Source organism: Herbaspirillum sp. ST 5-3, assembly GCF_004804275.1.
In the GTDB taxonomy this organism is placed as follows: domain Bacteria; phylum Pseudomonadota; class Gammaproteobacteria; order Burkholderiales; family Burkholderiaceae_D; genus Noviherbaspirillum.
In genome coordinates this window covers 426,618-452,190 of the sequence record NZ_STGI01000003.1, presented here as the reverse complement: position 1 = coordinate 452,190, position 25,573 = coordinate 426,618, and the positions used below count along the sequence as shown (strand labels likewise).

20 protein-coding genes and 1 pseudogene are annotated in these 25,573 nt (G+C 58.7%); 9 read left to right on the top strand and 12 right to left on the bottom strand.

Translation table 11 applies throughout. The annotated features are described in order from the left end of the window. Positions 1–26 precede the first annotated feature (26 nt). The 3 genes from E6W33_RS08980 to E6W33_RS26990 all read left to right on the top strand — a co-directional run bounded on the left by E6W33_RS08980 (position 27) and on the right by E6W33_RS26990 (position 4,249). Positions 27–2,765: a serine/threonine-protein kinase gene (locus E6W33_RS08980; protein ID WP_136416567.1), complete on the top strand. Its 2,739-nt coding sequence runs from the start codon at positions 27–29 to the stop codon at positions 2,763–2,765. A 164-nt stretch (positions 2,766–2,929) separates the two neighbouring features. After that, positions 2,930–3,979 (top strand): nitronate monooxygenase, encoded by a 1,050-nt coding sequence (locus E6W33_RS08975; protein ID WP_136416565.1) that lies wholly within the window; start codon positions 2,930–2,932, stop codon positions 3,977–3,979. A gap of 102 nt (positions 3,980–4,081) precedes the next feature. Then, positions 4,082–4,249: a hypothetical protein gene (locus tag E6W33_RS26990; protein WP_168798581.1), complete on the top strand. Its 168-nt coding sequence runs from the start codon at positions 4,082–4,084 to the stop codon at positions 4,247–4,249. A gap of 387 nt (positions 4,250–4,636) precedes the next feature. Here E6W33_RS26990 and E6W33_RS08970 read toward each other — a convergent pair whose 3' ends face one another. The 4 genes and pseudogenes from E6W33_RS08970 to E6W33_RS08955 all read right to left on the bottom strand — a co-directional run bounded on the left by E6W33_RS08970 (position 4,637) and on the right by E6W33_RS08955 (position 9,456). Next, positions 4,637–6,340 (bottom strand): EAL domain-containing protein, encoded by a 1,704-nt coding sequence (locus tag E6W33_RS08970; RefSeq protein ID WP_247869584.1) that lies wholly within the window; start codon positions 6,338–6,340, stop codon positions 4,637–4,639. 511 nt (positions 6,341–6,851) lie between these two features. Continuing rightward, positions 6,852–7,302: pseudogene (locus E6W33_RS08965) on the bottom strand (tyrosine-type recombinase/integrase); the annotation flags it as partial. A gap of 63 nt (positions 7,303–7,365) precedes the next feature. Continuing rightward, positions 7,366–8,193, bottom strand: a complete 828-nt coding sequence (locus tag E6W33_RS08960) for a class I SAM-dependent methyltransferase (RefSeq protein ID WP_136416562.1) — start codon at positions 8,191–8,193, stop codon at positions 7,366–7,368. Between the two features lie 42 nt (positions 8,194–8,235). Continuing rightward, positions 8,236–9,456 carry an acyltransferase gene (locus E6W33_RS08955; protein ID WP_168798580.1) on the bottom strand — a complete coding sequence of 407 codons (1,221 nt, stop codon included), beginning with the start codon at positions 9,454–9,456 and terminating at the stop codon, positions 8,236–8,238. Positions 9,457–9,731: 275 nt separating this feature from the next. On the opposite strand from E6W33_RS08955, the gene E6W33_RS08950 reads away from it, so the two are divergent. The 4 genes from E6W33_RS08950 to E6W33_RS08935 all read left to right on the top strand — a co-directional run bounded on the left by E6W33_RS08950 (position 9,732) and on the right by E6W33_RS08935 (position 13,681). Then, the gene (locus E6W33_RS08950; protein ID WP_136416558.1) at positions 9,732–10,751 is read left to right on the top strand and encodes a histidine kinase; all 1,020 of its coding nucleotides are present in this window, start codon (positions 9,732–9,734) and stop codon (positions 10,749–10,751) included. Beyond that, complete coding sequence (locus E6W33_RS08945; protein ID WP_136416555.1) at positions 10,748–11,548, top strand: LytTR family DNA-binding domain-containing protein; 801 nt, start codon at positions 10,748–10,750, stop codon at positions 11,546–11,548. Before E6W33_RS08950 ends, E6W33_RS08945 begins: the two co-directional genes overlap by 4 nt. Positions 11,549–11,677: 129 nt before the next feature. Beyond that, on the top strand, positions 11,678–13,039 hold the full coding sequence (locus tag E6W33_RS08940) for a transposase (RefSeq protein WP_136416553.1): 1,362 nt from the start codon (positions 11,678–11,680) through the stop codon (positions 13,037–13,039). A gap of 279 nt (positions 13,040–13,318) precedes the next feature. Then, entirely contained in the window at positions 13,319–13,681 is a 363-nt protein-coding gene (locus tag E6W33_RS08935; RefSeq protein WP_136416551.1) for a hypothetical protein, read from the top strand. 353 nt (positions 13,682–14,034) lie between these two features. Here the strand turns inward: E6W33_RS08935 and E6W33_RS08930 are convergent, their stop codons facing one another. The 8 genes from E6W33_RS08930 to E6W33_RS08895 form a co-directional block, all read right to left on the bottom strand. Continuing rightward, a complete protein-coding gene (locus tag E6W33_RS08930) occupies positions 14,035–15,501 on the bottom strand; it encodes an IS66 family transposase (protein WP_168798579.1) in 1,467 nt (488 codons plus the stop codon). 188 nt (positions 15,502–15,689) lie between these two features. Next, positions 15,690–18,692, bottom strand: coding sequence for a sensor domain-containing diguanylate cyclase (locus E6W33_RS08925; protein WP_136416547.1), 3,003 nt, complete (start codon positions 18,690–18,692; stop codon positions 15,690–15,692). 133 nt (positions 18,693–18,825) lie between these two features. Continuing rightward, positions 18,826–19,038 carry a DUF6444 domain-containing protein gene (locus tag E6W33_RS08920; RefSeq protein WP_136416545.1) on the bottom strand — a complete coding sequence of 71 codons (213 nt, stop codon included), beginning with the start codon at positions 19,036–19,038 and terminating at the stop codon, positions 18,826–18,828. Between the two features lie 314 nt (positions 19,039–19,352). After that, on the bottom strand, positions 19,353–19,919 hold the full coding sequence (locus E6W33_RS08915; protein WP_136416543.1) for a dihydrofolate reductase family protein: 567 nt from the start codon (positions 19,917–19,919) through the stop codon (positions 19,353–19,355). 527 nt (positions 19,920–20,446) lie between these two features. Next, the gene (locus E6W33_RS08910) at positions 20,447–21,136 is read right to left on the bottom strand and encodes an ABC transporter ATP-binding protein (RefSeq protein WP_136416541.1); all 690 of its coding nucleotides are present in this window, start codon (positions 21,134–21,136) and stop codon (positions 20,447–20,449) included. Beyond that, positions 21,129–22,358: an ABC transporter permease gene (locus E6W33_RS08905; RefSeq protein WP_136416539.1), complete on the bottom strand. Its 1,230-nt coding sequence runs from the start codon at positions 22,356–22,358 to the stop codon at positions 21,129–21,131. Before E6W33_RS08905 ends, E6W33_RS08910 begins: the two co-directional genes overlap by 8 nt. Then, positions 22,355–23,602, bottom strand: a complete 1,248-nt coding sequence (locus tag E6W33_RS08900; protein ID WP_247869583.1) for an efflux RND transporter periplasmic adaptor subunit — start codon at positions 23,600–23,602, stop codon at positions 22,355–22,357. The genes E6W33_RS08905 and E6W33_RS08900 overlap by 4 nt, the downstream gene beginning before the upstream one ends. A gap of 173 nt (positions 23,603–23,775) precedes the next feature. Further along, positions 23,776–24,480 (bottom strand): hypothetical protein, encoded by a 705-nt coding sequence (locus E6W33_RS08895; protein ID WP_136416536.1) that lies wholly within the window; start codon positions 24,478–24,480, stop codon positions 23,776–23,778. A 271-nt stretch (positions 24,481–24,751) separates the two neighbouring features. Here E6W33_RS08895 and E6W33_RS08890 point away from each other — a divergent pair, with 271 nt between their 5' ends. After that, positions 24,752–25,162, top strand: coding sequence for a hemerythrin domain-containing protein (locus tag E6W33_RS08890; protein ID WP_136416534.1), 411 nt, complete (start codon positions 24,752–24,754; stop codon positions 25,160–25,162). Between the two features lie 67 nt (positions 25,163–25,229). Then, on the top strand, positions 25,230–25,571 hold the full coding sequence (locus E6W33_RS08885; RefSeq protein WP_136416532.1) for a zinc ribbon domain-containing protein YjdM: 342 nt from the start codon (positions 25,230–25,232) through the stop codon (positions 25,569–25,571). Positions 25,572–25,573 lie beyond the last annotated feature (2 nt).

The window sequence follows — 25,573 nt, the reverse complement described above, 5'->3', positions numbered from 1 at the left end:
AGCGCCTTAAAAATCGGTAGATTCCTATGACGAAAGAAGACAATGACAAGACGATGGTGCGCACGCGGAGAATGCCGTTCAGGCCGGCTCCGAACAGCGACCCGGACCAGAGCGTCAACGTTCTGCCGGTCGGGACGCACCTCGGCGAATTCGAAATTCTCGACCTGATCGGCGAAGGCGGTTTCGGTATCGTGTACCTGGCCTATGACCATTCGCTGGAACGTCATGTCGCGCTGAAGGAATACATGCCGTCCGGCCTGGCAACGCGCACCACCAGCATGGCCGTCACCGTCCGTTCGCAGCATAACGCCGCCACGTTTACGGCCGGTCTGAAGAGCTTCATCAACGAAGCGCGCATGCTGGCGCAATTCGATTCGCCGTCGCTGGTCAAGGTGCATCGCTTCTGGGAAGGCAACGGCACCGCCTACATGGTGATGCCGTTCTACGAAGGCATCACCCTCAAGCGCGCCCTGAAGGAACGCCGCATCACGCCAAGCGAGCCGTGGATCCGGCTGCTGCTGGCCGACCTGTTCGATGCGATCGACACCATCCACCGCGCGCAATGCCTGCATCGCGACATCGCGCCCGACAACATCCTGCTGCTGAAAGACGGCCGTCCGCTGCTGCTCGACTTCGGCGCTGCGCGCCGCGTGATCGGCGACCTGACCCAATGCCTGACCGTGATCCTGAAACCCGGCTTCGCACCAATCGAGCAGTATGCGGACATTGCCGGCCTGCGCCAGGGCGCGTGGACCGACATTTATGCACTCGCCGCCGTGGTCTACTTCCTGATCACCGGCAAGGCACCGCCACCGGCGGTTGCGCGCATGGTGCATGATGAACTGGTGCCGGCGCGCGAAGCCGGCAAAGGCCGTTACAGCCCCGGCTTCCTCGCCGTGCTGGACAAGGCCTTGTCGGTGAAGCCGGAACAGCGCTTCCGCTCGATCGAGGAATTGCGCCGCGCGCTCGACATCATGGAAACCGTGCCGCGCACCCTGCCCCGCGTGACGTCGCAATGGGACACGACCGCGGTGCGCACGACGCGCATCGCCGAACAAAAGCCAAACCCGCCACCGGCAGCCAGGGCCGAGGAAAAACACGCCACGGAACCGCCCGTCGCGCCAGGCATCAGATCCGGCAACAGACCGAGGACGGAGCCGCGCCTCGATCCCGCACCGGAGCCGGAACGGGAAGCCGACCCTGCCCCCGCCGCGCCGTCCGATGGCAAATGGCAGCAAGCCTGGGGCCTGAACCGGACGGTGGAAAGCGGGCCGCAGCGCGACAAGCCCGCATGGCTGGTGCTCGGATTGCTGCTCACCGCCGGAATCGCGTCGGGCGTCTATCTGGGCACGCATCAGCCCTGGCGCGAACTGTCCGGCCCGACCACCGCTGCATCGTCCGGCACGACGATGCAATCCTCGGGCGCCAGCGAAGTCCCTGAGGAAGAACCGGCAAGCCAGGCAAGCGCGAATGCATCGCCGCTACCGTCGGCATCATCGCCACCGTCGGCGTCGCCGATATCACCTGCACCGACGGCCAGAACACCGGCGCGCGCTCCGCAGATCGCCGCGACAGATTCGGGAAGAAAAGAAGCGGAGTTGCCTGCATCGAGCCGCGCGCCAGCCGCGCCCCCACGCCCGCCGTCCGAGCGGGAACTCTGGCAGGAAGCCGATGCATCCGACACATCGAGCGCCTATGAAAAGTATCTCGACGCCTACCCGAAAGGCCGCCATGCCGCCGCCGCGCGACGCCGGCTGGAGAGCAGGCAGCCGAAAGTCGCATTGAGCGAACCGTCGAACACATCGCCTGCCCCGGAGCAGGCAAAGCCGAAGGAGACGCCGGCAACGTCGGACGCAGTCGCGCCATCCAGCGCCAAATCAGGTTCTTCCCCGGCCGAGGAAGATCTCTGGAAGACAGCGACGGGCATCAACGCCGCGCCCGCCTACGAAGCCTATCTGAACGTTTATCCAGCGGGACGCTACGCGCCAGCCGCAAGGGACAAGCTGGCCAGCATCAAGCGTGCCGAACAAGTCGAGGAGTCCGCCGCCACGCCACCTCCGGCCATGCCGAAACCGCAAGCGACGGAGCAAGCGAAAGCGCCTGAGAAGGCAGACAAGCTGGCCAGCATCAAGCCGTCGGAATCGAGCGTTACTGCGCCGCCGAGGCAGGCGCCCGAGGCGGCACCAAAACCCGAGCCGCGCAGTTCCGGCAAGAAGACGCTCACGATGGATGACAAGACCGTGCTGACCGGCGATTTCACCTCCGACCCGAAGACCGGCGTCGTGTCCGGCACCGGCAAGGTAGTCTGGACCAACGGCAATCAATACGAGGGCACGCTGGTGCGCGGCAAGAAGGAAGGACAAGGCAAATTCATCTGGACCAACGGCCAGCGCTACAGCGGCGAATGGGCGCGCGACATGCCGAACGGCAAAGGCACCATCGTGTTTGCCGATGGCAGCCGCTATGAAGGCGAGGTCAAGGACGGTGTTCCGCACGGCCATGGCACCACCCGTTTCAAGAGCGGCGACGTCTACAGCGGCGAATGGGTGCGCGGCAAGAGCCAGGGCCAGGGTCGTTACACCTGGGCCAACGGCAGCTACTGGGAAGGCGAGTTCCGCGACGACAAGCGCACCGACAACGGCAAACTGGTGTTTTCCGAGAACGCCTTGCGCGCTGCCAGAGATGCGGCAGCAGCACGCTCGCGCGGCGCGGAAGAAAAGCAAGGTGGATCGTCTGCCTCACCGATGGTCAGCGAAACGCGATAAGCGCAGCGATAAGCGCAGCGACAAGCGGGCTTGACGTCGAAAGGCGTGCACCGGTGCGGGCGCGCACGCCTCTCTTGCAAAAGCGATATCATCGACAAGGATGAACGCTGCGCCGCACCTCCTGCGCGAAACAATCCTCCTGAACACTTCACAAGGACTGTCAGATGAATCTGCAAACGCTCCTGGGCATCGCCCTGCCGATCATTCAAGCCCCGATGGCCGGTTCGCAAGGCAGCGCACTGGCCGCCGCCGTTTCCGGCGCGGGCGGCCTCGGCTCCCTGCCCTGCGCATTGCTGAGCACGGATGCGATGCGCAAGGAAATCGCCGCCATCCGGGCGCAGACCGACAAGCCGTTCAATGTCAATTTTTTCTGTCATACGCCGCCCGAAGCCAGGCCGGAATACGAGACACGCTGGCGCGCCCGGCTTGCGCCCTATTACAAGGAATTCGGCATCGATCCCGACAGCATTCCGACGGGCCCCGGCCGACAGCCATTCAGCGAAGCCGCAGCCGAGGTGCTGGATGAATGCAAGCCGGCGGTGGTGAGTTTCCATTTCGGCCTGCCGACGGATGCACTGCTCGAACGCGCGCGGCGCTGCGGCGCAAAGATTCTTTCCTCCGCAACGACGGTGGAAGAAGCGCGCTGGCTGGAGGCACGCGGCGTGGATGCCATCATCGCGCAGGGCCTGGAAGCCGGCGGGCATCGCGGCATGTTCCTCACCGAGGATATGACGACGCAGATGGGAACCTTCGCATTGCTGCGCCAGCTGGTGCGAGCGGTCCGATTGCCAGTGATCGCGGCCGGCGGAATCGCGGATGCCGAAGGCGTTGCGGCAGCCATGGCGATGGGCGCCGCCGGCGTGCAGCTTGGGACGGCCTACCTGCTTTGTCCCGAAGCAACGACCAGTGAAGTTTATCGCGCCGCCTTGTCCAGCGAAGCGGCGCGCCACACCGCAGTGACCAACATCTTCAGCGGACGCCCGGCGCGCGGCATCGTGAATCGCATCATCCGGGAAGTGGGACCGATGGCCCCCGAAGCACCGCCGTTTCCACTTGCAACTTCCGCCGTTGCACCTTTGCGCGCCAAGGCGGAAGGCCAGGGATCGGGTGATTTTTCTCCGCTGTGGAGCGGACAGAATGCTACTGGATGCAAGGCAATTCCCGCGGCGGAACTGACGCGCCAGCTTGCCGCAAAGCTGGCCTTGCCAGTCTGACATACGGTGCTATATCAAGCTTTCGTGGCGCCAAGCTTGTGCTCGAAAAACGTGCTCCTATACTCAAGTTGCAGACAGGAATAAAGCAACGGGAGCAAGGCCATGAAACTGCATCTGTTCAGTCCGGGACATCACGCTCACCCTCGCCACACGGACGAAGGACGAAATCAGGATCGCTTCTACGCGCTCATGTTCGTGATCGGCGCTCCATCGGCGGTAATCGGCTCGATGTATCTCGTCGACCTAGTGTTCAACCTCGTCTGGCGATGAGCAGCATCACGTAACAAGACAGAAGGTCATCAAACCGAGTGCGCGACGCACACAGGGCGCCAAAGTAATGACGACTGGCGCGACAAATGTGCAACAGGTTGGCGCTAGCTAATGCAGCTGTCCTTAAGAGCCGGACGAGAGAAAGGGTTAATTGATGATTAGCCTTTTTTATGGCACCTTTGTGAAATAAGGGCTTTGAACAACGGCTGCTTCTGTTGCACTATCAGCCGGAGTTAGAACTTCCACTATTTCTTCAGTCGACCCAAAGCGGCCTCTCAAGTCACCAAATTGAATGACCGCTTTCCATAGGTCGACGAGACTGGTGGCAATTCACTTTGTCGGCGCTCACTGCCGACTGCGCGCGAACATAATTTCCGTTTGACACTATTACAGACGCAGCATGAATTCCGCAAAGGCGCCCGATTCAAGTGGGCGGCTGATTAGATAGCCCTGAATGACATCGCATCCGACGTCCTTCAGCTCTGCGACCTGGGGCTGGCTCTCAACGCCTTCCGCGACCGTTTTCATGCCCAGCGAACGGGCGAGACCGACAATGCCCCGGATGACCGCCGATGCCTTCTCTGAATCGGCCAGCGCCTGGACAAACGACCTGTCGATCTTCAGTGTGTCGATAGGCAATCGGACCAAGTAGCCGAGACTGGAGTATCCAGAGCCGAAGTCGTCCAGCGATGTGGATATGCCAGCTTGCTTCAGCGCGGCAAGAACCGACGTTGCCTTTTCGATATTGCTAACCAAGGAGTCCTCCGTGACTTCAATGTCGAGCATTGCGGGGGAGACGCCATGTGCCCTCGCGATACGGAGAATTTTATCTACAAGTCCCACACCCAGAAGTTGTCGAGCCGACAAATTGAGGCTGATCCGCGGAATGGGCACCCCCAGGCGTCGCCATGCGTCGATATGCTTGCAAACTGCATTGAGCAGCCAGTCGACGAGGGCTTCTTCGAAGGGCGACTCAAGTAACACATCCAGGAATGCGAACGGCGTGAGCAAGCCTCGTTCAGGATGACGCCAGCGAAGTAGCGCCTCGGCGCCGACCGGGGAAGCGTCCGCGAGTGCTATCTGGGGCTGAAAATGAAGCTCGAACTGGTTCGCGGCAAACGCCTCACCAAGATCCATGCGCAAAGCAAGGCGGTCACGCATGCCCCGGTCGAGTGCTTCATCATACATGCGCACCTGAAACCGACCAGATGCCTTCGCTGCGTACATGGCCGTGTCGGCGTGACTCAGCAGCGTCTCGGCCGATTCCGGTGCTTCTCTCAGCAGCGCGATACCAATGCTGGCGGACAGGGAGACGGATCTTCCGCATGCTTCGAATGGCGTTGCGAACTCCCTGAGCACCGCGCGCGCGAACGCTTCTGCTGCGCTTTCGGTCGTATTGCGTAACAAGAGAACAAACTTGTCGCCCCCGACACGCGCCGCGAAAATAGCAGGTTCGAGAATTGCGAGCAGCCTTTTCGCAAAGTCGCGCAGCAGCCCATCGCCGACCGCATGACCGCAGGCGTCGTTGACTTCCTTGAAATGGTCCAGGTCGATAAACAGCACCGCCAGGGAAGCGCCACGCGTAACGCCCGGGGAAGCAGCCTCGGCGACCTCGCGTGGCAGCACTTCCATGCACTTGCGCCGGTTGGCCAATCCGGTCAGGTAGTCGTGACTGGCTTCAAATTCCAGCTGCACCTCGTGCTCGTGTTCGCTTGAGACGTCGCGGAAGAGTACGGTGATGCCATCGTCGTGGGCAAATGAGCGCACCTCAAACCAGGTGAGGAGCGGTGCGTAATAGTCAGTGTGCCGGCCGGGCCGTCCAGTTGCCGCCGTCTGCCGATAAACGCGAGCGTAGTCGGAGCCTACCAGGTCCGGGAAACACTGCCATATCTCGCGTCCGAGCAGGTTTTCCCGCTTCTGCTGCAAGTATTGTTCAGCTGTATGGTTGAGATAGGTGAAGCGCCACGACCTGTCTATGGACATGAATCCATCGCTCAAGCTATCAAGCATGTCGCCAAGGTGAGCGGGAGCAGGTTGTCCGGCGCCGGCATCCGTCGGGCGGGGAGGACGAGAGTCAGTCTTGTGTTCCATCTTTAACCTTCCATTCACGTCGGCCCTAAAGGTACCGCTCGTGCGCAAACGGTGGGTTCACCCCATTCTAGAGCGGCTTTCATATTAGTGCAGGGGGCGCGTTCGAGCCAGAAGGGATGCAGCGCAAGGCGCGGCGCGCCGCTCAGGGTGAGCCCCTGAGCAAGCGACGCAACGCCGCGATGCGCCCTTCCGGCTCGAACCCTTCGGGCAGCCCCGGGAACCGGCCGCCTGCGGTGTTGCGTCTCCTTGCCGTAGTCACGGGGGCGCCGAGCCCGCTACGTCGCGTCGCCGCGCCTTGCACTCGACCGGTTCCCGGGGCTGCGCGCCCCCTGCACTAATATGAAAGCCGCTCTAGGTCGCTGAAGTATGAGATTCATCGGCTTTTTGCCTAAACAAATTTGTGCCCCGAATCGCTAGCTCCGCAACCTGAGGTTTTCGATATTGATCGGAGGATTTTTCAACACTATCGACCGTTAAGCGTCCATTACCCTCGGAGCCTACCGGCAGTACGTTAGACCTCGACGCCTTCGGCGATTTCAAGCGCATCGTCGACTTCGATGCCAAGGTATCTCACTGTACTCTCCAGCTTCATGTGGCCCAACAGAAGTTGGACTGCGCGCAGATTCTTTGTTTTCCTGTAAATGAGCGTGGTCTTTGTCCGGCGCATGCTAATGGGTGCCATACAGCCCTGGGGCCAGCCCGATGGACACCACCCACGATTCGACAATCCTCGCGTATTGGCATGTCGACAGATGGGGTGATTTTTATATTCGACTGGGAAACAGGAACTGATCGCCCGTCAGGTGAGCGTGGTCGATCCACGCTGTGACCGCGTTGCGTGTCTGTTCTGTAATCTCGAACTGCACCGGACGCTTCGTCTTCTGCTGCATGACGATTGCCCGAGGCAGCACTCGTCCACCCTGCGAGATGTCACCGACGTGCAGGGAAACCAGGTCGCAGCCTCCTAAATAAACGACTCGTTACATTACGGCTGGCACTCGCCGAGATACCTGCATTTTTTCGATCTAAGCCGAAGCCGGTTCGAATACGTACACCCCTATTCCTCGTATTAACTTCGGCAGTAACAACCTTGCTAGAAAACGTTCGATACGACCCGCCTTTTTGAAGTCCAGAATCTTCTCAATGACCAGTATCGATGATCGTAGCCGATAGCCGGCTCTCTCAATTGTGTGAACAGGCTCATTCGGCGTGGAAAGCCATTTCGCCCCAAGTTTCTCAATATCATGACGGATTTCTTTCGAATAGCGAGTTGCGACAGTGCGATCCATCAAATCGCAAACAAGCGTATGTTTCGGATATTTCTTTCGCAAAGCCGATAACGTGGCGTTTGTTTGAGCGTCCGTAAGATAGTAAAAAACGCCTTCGACGATGACCACGATATTGAGCGAGCCATCAATTGATGGCAGGCGGCTCTCCAAAGACTCGCTTGAGAATCCGACACCGATGCGTCGCAAGGTATTCCCGCACTCCGAAGTCGGAAGTATCTTATTCTTAAGATCAATGACAGGTGATTCGTCGATCTCATGCCACTGTCCGCCAGGGATGCGGTAGGCACGGGTATCGAAACCGCAACCTACGATAACGACGGCAGTGTTAGGATCGGCTTTCAGCGTATCTCGCAACAGGTCATCGATAATCCTGTGCCGAGCGGTTGTTCCTGACTGCGATCCTGGCGATGCGGTAATCCGGGCCGAGATGGCCTTTCCCTCCTCGGTCATAAAGCGCGCAGCGTAAGTGTCATTACAGATAGGATTCGGCCTAAGGGTATCCAGGACACGAAGAGCGCATGTGTAATAGGCAGTTTTCGATATAGCGTTCAATTGATCGGTCATAGCGGCATGCTCATTTACATTGGAAACTCTGGAAAGAATTTACTAACCGATCCGTGACGGCTCAAATTTGGCCGCCATTGCTCCATTCGTCAGAATCCGATTGGCAATCGGAATACATCGTACGCCTTCCACAGTTATCCAGCTTAGGACGGCAGTCGACCCGAAAACGAAGGCTGCTTTTAATGCTACAGGCATATCTTTTCCGACAAACAGGAATTGGGTCCAGGTCACGAAAACATAATGGACGAGATACATGCCGTATGCATTGGATGCGACACGATCGGCAATAGCGTTGCCGCGCTTTACATACCGAAGAAACAGCGCAAGCAGCATGAAGATGGCGCTGGTACAGCAAAAGGTGAATGCCACGCTTGTCAATAAGGCTGTCAATGGCGATACATGACCAAGACTCTTCTTCACTTGAATCAAGCCATAAATCAGGGAAGTAAATGATGCAGCTGTCAGGAAAATCCAAATCAGCCAATTGCGAGTGAGTTGGCTTGCGGAATCAAGTATTCCTCTTTGAATTCCAGACATGCCGACCGCCACACCGACGAAGAACCAGAAAGGATAGAGAAGTGATCTGGCAGCCGTAATCTGAACAGGGCCGAGCGTAAACCAGCGTAATGGACCAAACGCGGCTGCCATTGGAAAGTAAAGCAGAAATGAGATTACAGAGAGCGCCAGGAACAAAGTAAGGGGCATGGACTGCGTTTTGAGAAGTATTTTCCCAATGACCTCCATTTGCTTAAGGGCTGCACTGAAAATGAAGGCGGCAAGAACTTCAAGCGCCAACAGCACACCGATAAACCAACAGGGGCCAAGCGGCCATGCCGGAAGCGTCATATACCGGGATAGGTAATCCCCCACCGAGGTCGGGGAGCCGCCGAGAAGATAGGATGGATAGTAGGACAATGGAATGATGAAAAGCGTCGCTACGACGAACGGGATGCCCAATCTGATAAAACGGTCGCGAAGGTATTGACGTGCGCATTTGCGTTCGATGCTTCCCCATACGAAGATGCCCGATATGAAGAACATCATCGACATGAAGAAAGCGTCGTTAAACAGAAAGAACAAATCAAAGCCGACCCACCGCGCTGAATCGACGACAGGGAAGGCCAGCCAGGAATAAGCATGCGGAGAAAACGTGTTGGCTTTAGGAGCAAACGTGATGTAAGCAGCTATCGAATGGAAGGCAAGCACGAGAATCGTGATAAAGGCGCGAAGATAGCTTAGCGAGATGCTGTTCTTGGTCATCATTGACTCCCCAAATAGGTCTGGCCAGGCACTGTCCTTTACGGACAGGTCGGTTAGAGATTCCGGCGGAATAGTACTGAACATCGTCATTAAATTTTGATTGATGTCGTGAGCAGTACGTTAGTGGGCGCGAACGGTAAAGCCAATCGCTTAAACGGTCCGAACCTTGGTTTCCTCCATTCGCGCCGCAGCTGGCACGGATTGCGACGTAGTTGGCTCGCCTTGCTCTTCAGGGGTTACACTGCATTCTCCTATACCCATAAAACTGCTCCAAGCCAATGCCCGAGACACGTTATCAAGAACCCTCATGGCGCGCCCGTATCGTCGTTACGCTTCTCATTAGCGCTATAGCCGGGGCATTTTCATTGCCGTCCAAGGCAAGCGTGCAGGCATTCTGGATTGTGCAGCTTTATGCGCAATGCACGGGGTTCTCGATACTGGCCATTTATACGGCAGTTCGCTATTTCTTTCCCCAAAGCGATACTTTCTCATGGATGCGTTTAGTCATCCTGATGGCAGCAATACCTGTCGGCTATGAATGTGGCATGGCGTTGGCGGCGTTTTTGCACGGCGACCCGATAAAAGTTGGTGCAATCTTTCGTGTCTCTCGGCTCGGCTTGTTGACCCTATTAACGGTGGTCATATTCATCATGATCCTGGGAGGCTCTCGACTGCAGGTCTTCCAGCTCGCAGCCGAAAAATCGGAAGCACAGCGCCTCGCCGCCGAGGCGAAACTGCGTTTGCTTCAGGCGCAACTTGAGCCCCATATGCTGTTCAATACGCTTGCAAATCTCCATTCGTTAATTGAGGTGGATGCGCCGCGGGCGCAGCTGATGGTAGAGCACTTGATTGAATTCATGCGCTTCATGCTGTCTGCATCCCGAAAAGAAAAAGCAAGTCTGCAGGAAGAGTTTCGCCTTATTACCGCTTACCTCAAATTGATGTCAGTTCGAATGGACAGCCGATTGACTTACGAGCTGAGCCTGCCTGATGATCTCGAGTCCGCTTCTGTTCCAGCCATGCTTCTGCAGCCCTTGGTGGAAAACGCGATCAAGCATGGATTAGCGCCTAAGGTCGGCGGTGGTACGATACGTATCGCTGCAGAGCGGCAAGGGAAAGACTTGACTCTTTCAGTCATTGATAATGGCGTTGGAATCGAAAACAGTATGGACGGTGAACGGTACGGCACCTCGCATGTGGTTGAGCGTTTGCGCATCCTTTACGGAGATCGCGCGCAATTGACCCTGGAAGCATTGCCGGGCGGCGGCGTGTGCGCGCGGGTGCGGCTGCCGCTATGACGCGCTTCCCGACCGCCATTCTGGCTGAAGATGAACCTTTGCTGACGAAGGCACTCAGGAAACGGTTGCACGAACAATGGCCGGAACTCACGATTGTCGGTGAGCCGACCGATGGCATTTCGGCGACGGTCATGGCGCTTCAGGATACGCCGGACATCCTGTTTCTTGATATTGCCATGCCCGGGCGCAACGGCATCGAGGTGGCGAAGGCCGTTATCGGAGACTGGCCTGAAGGCATCGATCAGCCACTAATCGTTTTCGTCACTGCCTTTGACGAGTTCGCCATTGATGCATTTGAATGCGAAGCGGTCGATTTCCTGCAAAAGCCGGTGACGCGGGAACGTCTTTCGAAAACCGTTAGCCGGCTAAAGAGCAGGTTGTCCAACCGAAGCTCGGCCGACATCCAGGCTGGTTTGCAAGCACTTCTTCAGTCATTGAACGCATCAAGGACTTCTTCAACGCGAACGAAAGAGCATCTTGCTGTGCTTCAGGTAGGATTCGGCAATACCGTTCATATGGTTCGCGTCCAGGATGTTCTTTATTTTGAATCGTCCGACAAATACGTTAACGTAGTAACTGCCGATAATGAAGGCCTTATTCGTATTTCGATGCGAGAGTTGATGAGTCGAATTGACGGCTCGCTATTCATGCAGGTTCATAGGAGGTTGGTAGTCAATAAGGATTTCATCGCCTCTGCGCACCGGGATGAGGACGGCCATGTAAGCTTACGGTTGCACGGCACGAACAAGATCGTTCAAGTCAGCCGCGCTTATGCCCACCTTTTTCGACCCATGTAATTGCTCGCTAAAGCGATAGTCTGCTATTGGCCCGATGTTGTTGAAAAAAGCCCATTGACCTCTTACGGGGAGGTCCTATTGTGTCAAGACGACATCGTCGTGGAGGCCATCATGATGGGGTAGCAACTTATTCCTCGGCAACGTACTGAACTCATTAATTTGGAGGAATTCGTCCCGCAGGATCATCTGCTGCGGGCAATTGACCGTTATCTCGATCTAACAGAATTCCGCGCGCATCTAAAGAATTTCTATAGCCATATTGGCCGTCCCTCTGTTGATCCAGAGCTGATCATTCGCATGCTGATCATTGGCTATTGCTACGGCATTCGGTCCGAGCGCCGGTTGTGCGAGGAAGTGCATCTGAATTTGGCGTGCCGCTGGTTCTGTCATCTTGGCATCCATGACAGGGTGCCGGATCACTCGACGTTCTCCAAGAACCGTCATGGTCGGTTTCGCGACAGCGATGCTTTCCGTGAATTGTTCGAATCAGTGTTGCGGTGCTGTATTGCCGAAGGTCTGGTCGGCGGTGAAGGCTTTGCCACGGATGCGAGCGTGATCAAGGCCGATGTCCGGCGCCAGCATGCGGTACGAGGTACACAAGAGATTGATTGGGGCGATCCCGCGCAATGGACCCGCCCGGTCAGAGAATATCTTGCGGCATTGGATGCTGCCAACCCTCCCGCCGATCTGCCGAAGTCCATCTCGCTGACGGATCCGGGGTCTTCCTGGACAGCTACTGCCGGCCCCGCTTTCTTTGCCTACTCAACCAATTATCTCGTCGATGTAAAGGCTGGCATCATTGTCGATGTCGAGCCATCGTCCACCAATCATGCCGCACAAACACAGGCGACACGCGTCATGATTGACCGAGTCGAGCAGCAATTCCAAGTTAAGCCACAACGGTTGATCGGTGACACGGGCTACGGGTCTGCTGCCATGCTGGGCTGGCTGGTCAAGCACAAGGGCATCGAGCCGCATGTTCCAGTATGGGATAAAAGCGAGCGCAAGGATGGAACGTTCACCACTAGTGCGTTCATCTGGGATGAGCAGGCTAATGAATATCGCTGCCCCGGAGGATATGTCTTGCGCAGCCAATGGCGCGCTTTTACCAACCCGCGGTCACACATTACCAAAGCGGGCAAGATTCTCTATCACTCCAGTCAGCGGGATTGCCAGCACTGCAGCCTGAAAGCGCAATGCTGTCCCAATACCCCAACCCGCAAGATTGCGCGCAGCATCCATGAGGATGATCGGGACGCTGCCCGCCGCATCATGGACACGCCGCGGTATCAGCAATCGCGCTGCGAGCGCAAGAAAGTGGAGATGTTGTTCGCGCATCTAAAACGCATCGTGAAGCTAGACCGCTTAAGATTGCGTGGATTCTCCGCGGCACATGATGAGTTCTTGCTGGCGGCGACGGCACAAAACCTAAGGCGCTTGGCAATACGGTTGACTGGCGGAGCGCTTGTTGGGGCAGCGTCGGCCTCGTGAATACACATGAGACATGCGCGGGCATTCTAATGTGCAGCATCCGAAGGAAAAGACGGATCTGAGATTCGAGGCTGCACCGTATTGCATGCAGACTATTTCAACACCATCGGCCGCGTAGCGACCCTTACCGAACGACTGCATTGCGGCCCAAGGCGGGCGTTCGCCACAGGGTCGGCATCGACTTGTAGAACCCGACACGCATACGTTATCAGATCCGATACTGACGTTCGGTGCCTCTGATAAAGTGGAAACTCAGCCAAAACTTCAGCAAATTCGCAGATGAATCAGCAGCAACTTTGGGTAGAACCTGTAGGCGAGATTATCCTAGCTCGTCTCCGCGGAAGATGCGACGAGAACGTATTGAAGGAGTGTCAGGATCGTGTCCTGACACTTCTGAAGGACACGCAGCAGATCAAAGTATTGTATGACGCACTGGAGTTGGAAGAACCCACGGTCGAGATGGCTCTGCTGCAACAGAAAATGGACTTAGAAGCCTGGAAACAACTAGGCCCTGTTCCGCTGCGGAGAGCCATTTTGGTCCCAAATACTCGTATTGCGTATTTAGCCCGAATCGCGTTCGGGCAGTTCGGTGAAGGTGCGTACCGGGTCTTCTATAACGACATGGCACAGGCAATCTTGTGACTTGAAGAGAAGATTTAGGCGCGTAGCCTTCCGGGGTCGCAACATCCGCTCCTGGCCGGCAGTACGCATCGCCTGAGAAGTCTGGAAGGTCTGGAATTGCACGCTTACTCGCCGGTCCTGCGCCAGCGACGAAATACGCCTGTCGACCCTAAGCTGCCGGATGGCATTCTCCGAAACGGACGTTCAACGACTCAATTCACCTACGCCAACGGCGTGAGTGTGCAAACGCGAGTTAGAAGCTATAAGACTATTCCACACGAAACGTTCCCTTATACAAAAACATCAGTAATGGAGATGTAATCGCTCACCCCGCGACGACGGCGAGTGACACATGATGAACCATGCCGGATGAGTTATGCCGGGACCAGCGAAGGTGCGTTGCCGTGCCCCCAGCGCGCCTGAATTGCCTGCGTGAGGAAGTCGAGGATATTGCGGCCTTGCAGCTTGCAGCTGCCGGCGACCGTCATGATGCGCTCGACATAGCGCGATCCGCGCGTCGATTGGGTGCCGAAACTGATCTTGCGCCAGATGACGAAGCTGCGTAGCGTGCGCTCGGCATGGTTGTTTGTTGGCTCCACGCCGGGCGTATCGAGGAACGTCCACAGCGCATGGCGCTGCTTCAGAATATGCCGGCAAGTGCGCGCCGTCTGGGGATGGCGGCAATCCGCCCCCTCCTGCAGCAGCGTTTCGATGCGATGACGCAGGAACGGCATTTCGTAGCCGAACACTTTGCGGCTCAAGGTCCCGTCCCGCACCCGGTGCCAGCAGGCGAACATGTGCCGGGTGCAAGCGAGCAGTTCATCGCCGCTGCGCCCCGAATCGCCGCTGCGCTCGGCCATCTTCGTGAAGTCGCGCAACAGGTGGGCCCAGCACAGTTGGCGGCGCTGTGCCTCGACCCAGGCATAGGCGGCGTAACGGTCCGATACCAGGATTCCGGCAAAGCCTTCGCCCAGCGCCGCCCTGGCCGCTTGCGCACTGCGCGTGGCCGCTGCCAGGAACACGGCCACGCAGCGGGTCGCCACCAGCCATAGCCAGTGACGGGCGCCGCACTCCTTGTGCCCGGTCTCGTCGGCATGCACCACCGCCGCGCTCTGCACATAGGCGTGCGCGTCAGTGACGATGCCGCCGAGCGCATCCCCGATCTCGGCCTCGCCTTCGCTGATGGCGCCGACCGACAGGTCGATACCGAACAGGTCGGCCAGCAAGCCCTGCGTCTGCCGCTTGCTCAAGTGATAGACGCAGGTGAGCGCGCCGATGGCCGCCAGCGGGCGCGGCCCGGTCACGCGAGAGGACACGCCGGGCGGAAGGCTCGCTTCACACACTTGACCGCAGCAGCGACAGCTGCCGGCGAACAGTCGGTACTCGGTCACCATCGCCTTCATGGGCGGCAGATCGATGACCTGATGCCGTGCGCACAAGCCGGTGATGCGCACCGCGCCGCCGCAGGCCGGACATGCCCCGGGCCGACAGTCGTGCGCGTGCGTGACCTGGTCGGACGGCAACAGCGTTCTGGCTTTGCCGGGATGGCCAGGTTGGGCGCCACGCTTCTTGCCTGTGGAGAGCTGCTTCGATGGTCGACGATGAGGATCGGTCGAGGGCGGCGCGGAGGAATTGCGCGAGTTGGTGCCCAGCCGCTCTTCGAGAGCGGCGATGCGCTGGTTCAACACATCGATTTGTCGCGCCTGCTGCTCGATTTGCCGCGCTTGTTCTTCGAGTCTGCGGGCCTGTGTCTGCGCCAGCGCCCACAGCGCATCGATCAGCGCTTGCGCCTCTTCGAGGGTGCGCACGCGCGGCGCCGGTTGTGACAAGTCGATGTTCATGCGCGTAAGATGCATCGCACCACATTCAGGTTGCAGGCAACGCGCACAAACTCGTTATCTATTGCCCCAGGTCAGGCGCGCGGCGCATCATTACACTTGACTCCCGCAACTCTCCGTGGGGTGAACGATTACATCAGATCAACGAAGCAAAGACACCACTTAGAGCCTATCCCTACCGGGATAGGCTCTTATCCTACTGTCCGAATTTCCGAGGCCACCGCTCTTTGTTCTTCCTTTTCTCCGGCGTAGCAGACCCTGTTGCGGCCGCTTTGCTTCGCCGCATAAAGCGCATGATCTGCCGCGCCGATCAGTTCCTCGGCCGTCTTGCCGTGGGTGGGGTAGCTCGATACGCCGATGGACAAGGTGGCAACGATTTCGGCTTCACCGAAGGCAATATGTAAGTCCTCAACATCCCGCCGCACAAGTTCCGCGCGCGCTTGCGCCGCTTCCGGCGGCATATCCGGCAGCACCACGACAAACTCCTCGCCACCATAACGGCAGGGAATGTCGCTGCTACGGGCGTGATGCTGTAGCAGACGGCCCAGCGTTCGCAATACCTCGTCACCAGCCAGGTGGCCATAGGTGTCGTTCAGCCGCTTGAAATGGTCGACGTCGCCTATGAGGATGCTGAGCGGATGCCCCTCACGTCCGGCGCGGGCCAACTCGCGCCACAGGGTCTCTTCAAGGTAACGGCGATTGTAGAGGCCGGTCAGCGGGTCGCGGAACGCCTGCTCGCGGAGCTGGTTTTGGAGCGCCTGCAGATCCTCTTCGGCTCGTTTGCGTTCAGTGATGTCGGCAAAGGAGGCCACCACGGCATAGGGCTTGGCGTCGCCTGGGCGGTACAACGGCTGGGAGTTGGTCGACATCCACGTCAGCGTGCCGTCCGGCTTGTGTACCCCCATGATCACATTGTGGCAGGGCTCGCCGGTCTGGAGCGTCACCCAGGTCGGGTGCGCCTCTCCGGGGAACGGCGAGCCGTCTTCGTGCATGGCCCGCCACCTCGGATCGAAGGGCGTGCGTCCCGCCAACTGGTCCAAGGTGAGCCCCAGCATGCGCTCAGCGCTGGGGTTAGAGGCTAGGATCGCTCCGTCGGCGTCCAGCAGGAGGATACCCTCGAACAGCGCGGCGATCACCGAGCGATAACGCTCTTCGCTCTCCTGCAAGGCCTTCTGTGCCTGCTTGCGCTCACTGATATCCCGTACCGACACCAGTAGGCGATCCTGGCCGTCCAGCCTGGCGGACCGGATCGCGACCTCGACCCAAAACAGCCTGCCGGTTTTGTCCTTTGCCAGCCATTCGAAGGTCTGAGGCTCGCCGCGGGCGGCGCTCGCCAACCTCCGCAAAGCGTCTTCCTGTGTGTAAGGCGGAGTGCCGGCGGAAAGGGTCCCGACGTCAAGCTTTAGGGCCTCGTCATGGCTGTAACCGTACATCTCAGTCATCCGCCGGTTTACGTCCAGTAAGGTGCCGGTAGCCATGTCGTGAATGAAGATGGCGTCGTTCACCCAATCAAAAATGGCGTGGAAGCGTTCCTCGCTCTCCCGCAGCGCCTCCTCCGCCCGTTTGCGTTCGGTGATGTCACGTGCTGCGGCAAATAACCCAATGACGTCACCTTTCTCGTTGCGGTACACGCTGGCGTTGTACAACACCTCCATCACCCACCCGGACACATGGCGCAGGGCAAGCGGATAGTCTGTGACAAACCCCTTGGCAAATGCTTTCTGGTAGCCGTCGCGTGCCTTGTCCTGCTCGGTGAAATAGTTAGAGAAGTCGCTGCCCAGCAGCGCCTCGCGGGAAACACCGGTGGCCCGTACTGTCGCCTCATTCACGTCGGTGATTTTGCCTTCGACGCTGATGGTAACGAGCGGATCCAGGCTCGCCTCAATCAGGCTGCGGGTGTAGGCCGAGGCCTGCTTCAGGGCGTCCTCGGCGCGCTTTAGCTCGATAATCTGTCCAAGCCGTTCCGCGATGGCATTGATGAGCCGTCTCTCTTCCTTGAGGAATGGCCCTTCGTCCTCCTCCGGCTTCTGCTCAAGGTAACCAACCTCGATCTGCCCGACGACTGCTCCATGAACCTTGATCGGTGCCGCTTGCATCCACTCGGATAGTCCAAAATTGGCCGTACGGATTTCACTCTCGCCCATTACGATCCTGGCGCAGGCGATTTCAGGATATTGCCAGCTTTCTGGAAGAACATTTGCCAACTCCTGGTAGAGGCTGTCCAGAGCAAAATCCTTCCGTTTTGCCAGCGCAGAAAGATGAAAGAATGCCTCTAGCTCTTTAATCCGTTCACTGATGTGCTTTTCCGCCAGCCTGCGAAGGGCCTCTGCCTGGTACAGCCGAACAGAATTCCACTGGATTATTGCGCTGAGGCCGCCGATGTTCGCCACCACGAACAGCGCCAAGCCCACGGCCGCGCTGAGATAACCGGCCTGGAGGCCTTTCATCAGCAGCCATCCCATCGCAAGTTGCATCCCGATGGCGGTCGGCAACAGCCGGCGCGCCATGTTGCCCGCTACGCTGTCGCTGGTCAGAATGTGCCGGAAGGGATAGTAGGGCCGCGCACTGATGATCCCCAGGCCAAGCACCACGAAGACCGCTGCCGTGTGTAGCGCCATCGGGGTGTAATTCAGGTTGATGCGCAAGAATGCCTCGAGGTCATAGCCATAGCTGACCAGGGCAGCCCCTGCGACGAGGATGGGCACGCTCGCCAGGGCATGCACGACCAGGACGAAGCCGCCCTTCTCCCAAGTTAGCAGCAACAGAGCCGTGCCAAGGGCCGCAAAACAGGCGGCTGTGCTGAGGGCGAATCGGCCCGGAATGTCGCCTGGCAGAGTGGTGATGTCACGAACCAGTAGTTGGTCAATGTTGAAGTCCAGGCCAGTGAGGTGTTCGGCCAGAACCAGCAGGCCGAGAAGCAGCATGGCCCCTCCGCAGAACCGCGCAACCATCAGGGGCCGGCGTCCAGGGGCGCGAGAAATGGTGGCCGCCCACAGGGAAGCTCCGGCCAGGATAAAGCCCAGCGCGGTGTTGGCCTTCATAACCACTAAGCCGGAAAAAACGCTCTTGAGCGGAGCGAGGTCGAAGGCCCAGCCAAGCAGTACCAGGACACCGACGGCGATCGCGACTGCGGAAGCCCCGTGCGCGGCATGCTCGAACAGCCGGGAAATGCGTTTTTGTTCCAAACCTGTCATGGCCCGTCCTTAGTGATCATGCAGAACTTGTTGCGCTGATTTGCAAACGGACGGGGCAGTATGAATGTGAATGACCCCGCACCCCTGTCTCCTCTTGCCTGAACTGAGCCAAACCGGATCATGCCGAGCAACTTCAACAGGCAGGGGGCGTCGACGGCGGCCTCGATGAATTGCGGGAGTTGCCGCGCAACTGCTCTTCCAGTGTTTCAATTCGCCGAGGCTGTTCTTCGATTAGTCTGGACTGCGGCTCGATCAGCTTTGCCTGTCTTTCAATTTGCGCTGTTTGTTCGCGCAACAGCGGCCACAACGCCTCGATGAGCGCTTGTGCTTCCTCCAGCGTCTTCACCTGTGGCGGCGCTTTCGATAGACCGATTTTCATACCTCTTGGATGATTCGCATTCGATCCAGTTCAACACTGCGGGGTGGACGGTTACACCGTTTGTTCAGAACCCTTGTTTACTGCACCTAGCCTCCAGCAATAAGCTGTGGATTGATCCAGCATTAAATTGCTGAGGAAAGCAGATAGTTTCCATGGATGCTTCCACGCCAATGTTGGCAAAGCAATATCACTTAGAGGAAACTGTCTAATGGCAGGAAATGGCCGAGTGTCGCGGGTCCTTGCGGCTTCTCATTCGGCCGCTTGGAGGCCTAGAGCTGCCTTCAAAAGGACTGTTGTGCTCGCCGGTAGTGCATGGCGACCGCGCCGTTGCGAAGTGGCGTCGCCGAGACCAACTCGAGCCGTCGCGTGCTGTGAAGTCCGCTCTGGTAGAGGGTTGGGCCGTGACCTGCGATCCTGGGGTGTACGAGCAACTTGTACTCGTCGATCAGATCCAGCCGGTCCAGTTCGGTCGCCAGCTTGTCGCTACCGAGGAGCACGCCGGCCGGGGTAGCGTCCTTGAGCTTTTGCACACCTGTGCGCAAGTCACCGACAATATGGTGGCTGTTGGTCCACGGGAAGTCCGTTCGCGTCGACGACACTACGTACTTCGGCTTCGCTTCCAACTTGGCCGCCCATTCGCGCATCGCTGGCGGCGCCTCTTCGCCGCCACGGGCAATCGCCGGCCAGTAGCTCTCCATCATCTCGTAGGTGACGCGCCCCCAAAGCATCGCCCCTCCCTCGTCCATGAGGCGAGTGAAGAAAGCGTGTGTCTCGTCGTCGGCGACTCCCTCCCGGTGGTCGATGCAACCGTCGAGGGTGACGTTGATGCTGAAGGTCAAGAGTCCCATAGGGGTGAGTCTACTCCGAGTTGGGTGGACCGCTGGGCTGTCACTCATCGACGAGCACCTGGCAGCGCCGAACATCAAATAGGGTGAAAAATTTTATGCCTATCCCGACTTGGTCTGCTATAGAAATTTGTAGCCGGTCGACGAGGTAGTTTACCGGATCAGAGAGAGCCTGGTTTTGCCACGGTGTATGGAGGAATCAATTGACTGCTTTGGGGTAATACGTTGCTGCGGTGAACGTCTCGAATTGGCCGGCAACGGCCCCTGCCCTGCTTCATTCGATGGTCCTGTATCCCGCAGAAAGCAGACATGAAAAAGCCCGGTACTACGTAAATGGGCAATGCACGGCAACAATGACATTGGGCCACCTGTCGCAATGGCTGTGGAGGGAAGTAGGCCAATCGCAACACCTTAGCCCAAGCAACTAGACGCCTATGGCGCTGGTGACGCTAGCCTGTCAATTTCCATAAGCCGCCAATTGCAATTGACGTGGCGCCCTACGGCGCAAGCTGCGATGCCCTCCCCGCGACTTATTTTTCCCCAACGATACGTCCGTCCACCAATTCCACGGTCCGGTCGCACATCTTTGCCAGGCTCATGTTGTGGGTGACGAACAGGAAGGTCGTTCCGCTGGTCGCGCCCACATGCCGCATCAGCTCGAACACCGCATTGGCGGACTTGGTATCGAGGTTTCCGGTCGGCTCGTCGGCCAGCACGAGCGATGGCTGCAATGCCAGCGCGCGTGCGATGGCGACGCGCTGCTGCTGGCCGCCAGACATGTTGGTGGCGAGATGGTCCTGCCATTGCGTGAGGCCGACGTTTTCCAGCAGCTCGCGCGCCTTGATGCGCATCGCCGCATTGGGCCGCCCGTTCTCCAGCAGCATCGGCATCATCACGTTTTCGAGCGCGGTGAAGGCGGAAATCAGATGGTGATACTGGAACACGAAGCCGATGCTGTGGCCGCGCAGGCGGGTCAGCGCTGCCTCGTCCAGCGTCGTTGTGTCCTCTCCTTCGAGATAGAGCTTGCCGCTGGTAGGACGGTCCAGCAGCCCGACGATATTGAGCAGCGTGCTCTTGCCTGAACCGGAAGGTCCGATCAAGGCGCAGAACTCGCCCTTCTTTAAGCTCAGATCGATACCATGCAGAACCTCGGTTTCGGCAGGCGTGCCGATAGCGTAGGATTTGCTGATGTTCTCCAGTCGCAGGACTTCGTCAGCCACGGATCGCCTCCACCGGTTCCAGGCGCGCAGCGCGCAATGCGGGCGTCACGGCGGCAAGCAGCCCCGTCAGCGTAGCCACGACCGCGGCCCAGACGAACAGCGAGGGCTGCACGGTGATCGCGAACATGGGCGTGCCGTCCGGATTCTTGGCTACCAGCCGCCATACCGCCAGCAGGCCGACAGCGATCGTTGAACCCAGCAACGAACCGAGCAGGCCGACCAGCGCTCCCTGGATCAGGAACACGCGCATGATCTGGCCGCGCGAGCCGCCCATGGCGCGCAGGATGCCGATTTCCTTCGAGCGCTGCACCACCGACACCACCAGCACGCTGGCAATGCCGGCAGCGACCGACAGCCCGACGAACAGCCGGATCATCTGGCTGGAAAACTTCTGCGCATTCAGGCCGAGGAAAAACTGATTGTTCGACTTGATCCAGGACAGCGCATCCAGTCCGGTCTGTGCGGCGATCGACTGCGCAATCTCTTCGGCCTGGAAAGGATCGTGGACCGTGAGGTCGATGCTGGATACGCCGCCGATCAGGTTGATCAGGTTTTGCGCGGTGGACAAGAGCACATACACATTGCGCAGGTTGGCGCCGCGACTACCGAGATCGAAGATGCCGGCGATGGTCAGCGTGAGGTTGCCGCCGGATGCGGTGGCCACGCGCAATTTGTCGCCGACCTGCAGGCCGAGGTCATCCGACAACTGACTGCCGATCAGGATATCGGTATTCGTCAGGCGAAACGCACCCTTGATGATTTTTTCAGGCAGCGGCACGATCTTGGTGTACTGCTCGGGATCGATGCCGATCAGCGAAATCGCCTGGCTGGCATCGCCGCGCACCGCGAAGGCCGGCCCGGCGACGGTTGGCGATACCGCCGCGATGTCGGGACGCGCGCTCATTTCGTCGCGCACCTTTTGCCATTGATCGATGGAACTCATGCGCTGCGAGGGCTTCTGGATGGTCGCCAGCGCGGAACGGCCCGGTTCCTGCGGACGCAGCGGACGCGCCACCTGTTTCGGCCGCTCCAGCACGATGTGCGCCTGCGAACTGAGCACGCGACGAAAGATGTTGGCCTGCATCCCGTCGAGCAGCGCCGACATGAACACGATCACGGCGACGCCGATGGCCGCGCCGCAGATGATGAACAAGGACTGCAGACGCCCTTCGCGCAGGAAGCGGATCGCCGCAATCCATTCGAACGGCAAGAGATCGTTCATGGTCGCGGCTGATGGTTCGCAGGCTGGACCACCGCACGCACCCGCTCGCCTTCGGAAATATCGGTTTGGGTCGCGGCGAGCAGCACATCGCCCGCTTGCACGCCGTCGAGAATTTCGACCACGCCGCTTCCGCGCGCACCGAGGCTGACCGCCTGGCGCCTTGTGCGGCTGCCGTTGACCTTCATCACCCACGGCGCCTTGCCGCCGAAGTCATGCACCGCGACGGCCGGCGCAACAATGGCATTGGAGCGCCGCGCAACCTCGATGTCGACCGATACCGTCATATCCTGCCGCAGGTAGGCCGGCGGCTGCGGGACGTTCAGCTTGACTTCGACCGATCCGCGCTGCGGATCCACTGCGGGATTGATGTAGGCCAGTTCGGCATTGAAGCGTTGCTCCGGATACGCGTCCGCCGAGCCGAGCGCATGCTGCCCGAGGTGCAGGGAGGCGAGATTCTTTTCGTCGATCTGCAGCACGAGCTGCGTCTGCCCTGCAGGTGACAGTACCATCAGCGTTTTGCCGGGCTGCACCACGTCGCCACGTTCGACATTGCGTGCGATCAGGGTGCCTTCAGCCGGCGCCTTGATGCTGGTGTAATCCAGACGCGCGAGCGCCATGCGCAGGCTGGCTTGCGCCTGTTCCAGTGCCGCCTTTGCCATCTGATAATCGCTGCCCTGGGGCTTGTTGGTTTCTACCTGCAGCTGCGCGGTCCGCAACTGGCTTTGCGCCATGTCGAGCGCGCGTTGCGCCTCGTCAAGCTGCGCCTCGCCGACGAAGCCTTTGCTGCGCAATTCCCTGGTCCTGTCGTATTGACGTTGCGCATTGCGCAGCCCGATCTCTGCCTGCCGCAGCCCCTGCTGCGCCGTGGGCAGGCCAACTTCCTGCAACTGGTTGAGCCGTCTTTGCGCCTGCGTCACGGCGGCGCGCGCCTGCATCACGGCGGCATTCGCTTCGCTGTTTTCCAGGGCAATGAGCAATTCGCCGGCACGCACCGACTGCCCTTCGGCCACCGGGATGGCGGCCACGGTGCCGGTAATCTGGCTGCCGATGTCGACGCGCAAGGGTGTCTCGACGCGGCCGCTGGCGACGACGGTCTGCACGATATCGCTGCGGGTGACGGCATAGGCATTCACTTCCGGCCCGAGGACCTCGCGCACGATGAAGAACGCGGCCGCCAGCAAGGCGATGGCCAGCACGACAAACATCCCGCGATGCTTGTGCCACGATTCGGAAAGTCCTGACATGCCCAACGTACACTCCTGCATTGGTGGCCGGAGAGGTCCGGCGAACTCCGTTATCGAGAGGTGTCTCCGGAAAATCGTTGACTCATGTCAATCTTGTCCCTGCCTTCACCATCTACGGTACGACGAAATGCACTGTCGGAGAAGAATCTGGATCAAGGCATAGCCATGTATCGTCAGTAATACTGCTCGATCGCGCGCATGGAGAGCGAATAGGTATGGCGGATCTGTTCATCGCAATAACGATGCGTGCTGCCGACCGGGCAACTCATGCGAGCGAGGCAGGTTTCCTTGCAGCGCGAGTCGGCCTGCTTGCGGTAGCCGATGCACTTTTCCAGGCTGAATTGGCCGCCGTCGAGAGCGGATGCGGGGCAGCGGGCAATGCAAGGCTTGTCATGGCAGCGCATGCAAGGATGCTCGCTCGCGATCGCCCTGGTCGGCGCAAACGCGGTATCGGCGACAATCACCGCGCGATACGCATACCAGGTTCCCCACTCTTGGTCGATTCCCACCATGAAGGGCGTGGCATGGTGCCATCCGGCCAGTTGGCCGAGTCGCTGCAAGCCGATGTTTGTCGTTCCGGGATAGAGGATTTCGTAAACGCTTTGCGGTTGGTGTTGCGCGAACCAGTCCTGCACGGTGCGCACGCTGAAATCATCGATCGGATGCTCCGTATCAACGTCCGAAGCCTTGACCGATTCCCAGAGCTGCCTTCCGGCGTGACCGAGCAGAATGAGCTGGCGATAGCGCTGTGCGTCCGCGCAGTCCGCCCGCACCGCTGTGGCAAGGTCCGCGGGCAGCGCATCCAGATCGAAAATCGCGTGCCGGTTCAAGCCGACGCGATCGAAAAGGCGGGTATCGAAGGTCTGAGAGTTTTCCATGCTTGTGTTGAAAGCCCATCCGAAAAGACTGAGTGGAATCACCTACGTATTATCACCCATGCATTCCAAACTCCGCGTCGCCCTAACTATTTTCAAGAGTGAAAACACATGAAAAATGCCGCATCGAGGATGAAAATTTAAAGATATATTCTATTTGCATCTTTTAGCAGATCTCTTTAAAATTGCTTTACGTCAACGCTTGCAAGCGATACACAAACTGGACGCCGGCCCCGTCCCCACTGCACTTTTGTTAGATCGCTAAGGAGAAGTCATGAACATCGACAAGTTCAAGCAGCAGCATGTTGAAATCCTGTCAGGCATCACGGGACTGAGAGCACTGGTCAAGAGCGGCATTCGCACCAACGCGGATGAAATCGCACGCATGATCATCTCGATGAGTTCCACCATCAAGCTGCATCTGGCCGTCGAGGACAAGATTCTTTATCCCGCACTGAAAGAAACCGGCGACGCATCGCTTGCGCAGATGGGCAAGAAGTTCCAGGACGAGATGACCAGCATCGCGCACGCCTATCTCAGTTTCGCGCGCAGATGGAACACCCCGGCGACGCTGACCAGCAAGCCCGAGGAATTCCGCACCGATGCCAATAATGTATTGCGCGTCCTGTGGGATCGCATGCGCAAGGAAGACACGGATTTCTATCCGGCCATCGAGGCTTATTGATTTCTCGATTCCATTACAAACGGTTATACTTCCAAGCCTTTGAACCGCCTGTAATTTGAAGGAAATCATGTCCGCACTCCCACCCTGCCCGCAATGTTCCATGGAAAACACTTACCCGGACGGCAGCAACTATGTTTGCGCCGACTGCGGGCATGAGTGGCCCATGGTGGAAACCGCCAAGACCGACGACAGTTCGGATGCGGTGGTGAAAGATGCCAACGGCAATGTGTTGAGCGACGGCGATTCCGTGGTGCTCATCAAGGACCTGAAAGTCAAGGGATCCTCCATCACGCTGAAGATGGGCACCAAGGTCAAGAGCATCCGCCTGGTCGGCGGCGATCATGAAGTCGATTGCAAGATGGACGCAGGCAGCTTCATGCTGAAGGCCTGCTACCTGCGGAAAGCCTGAGA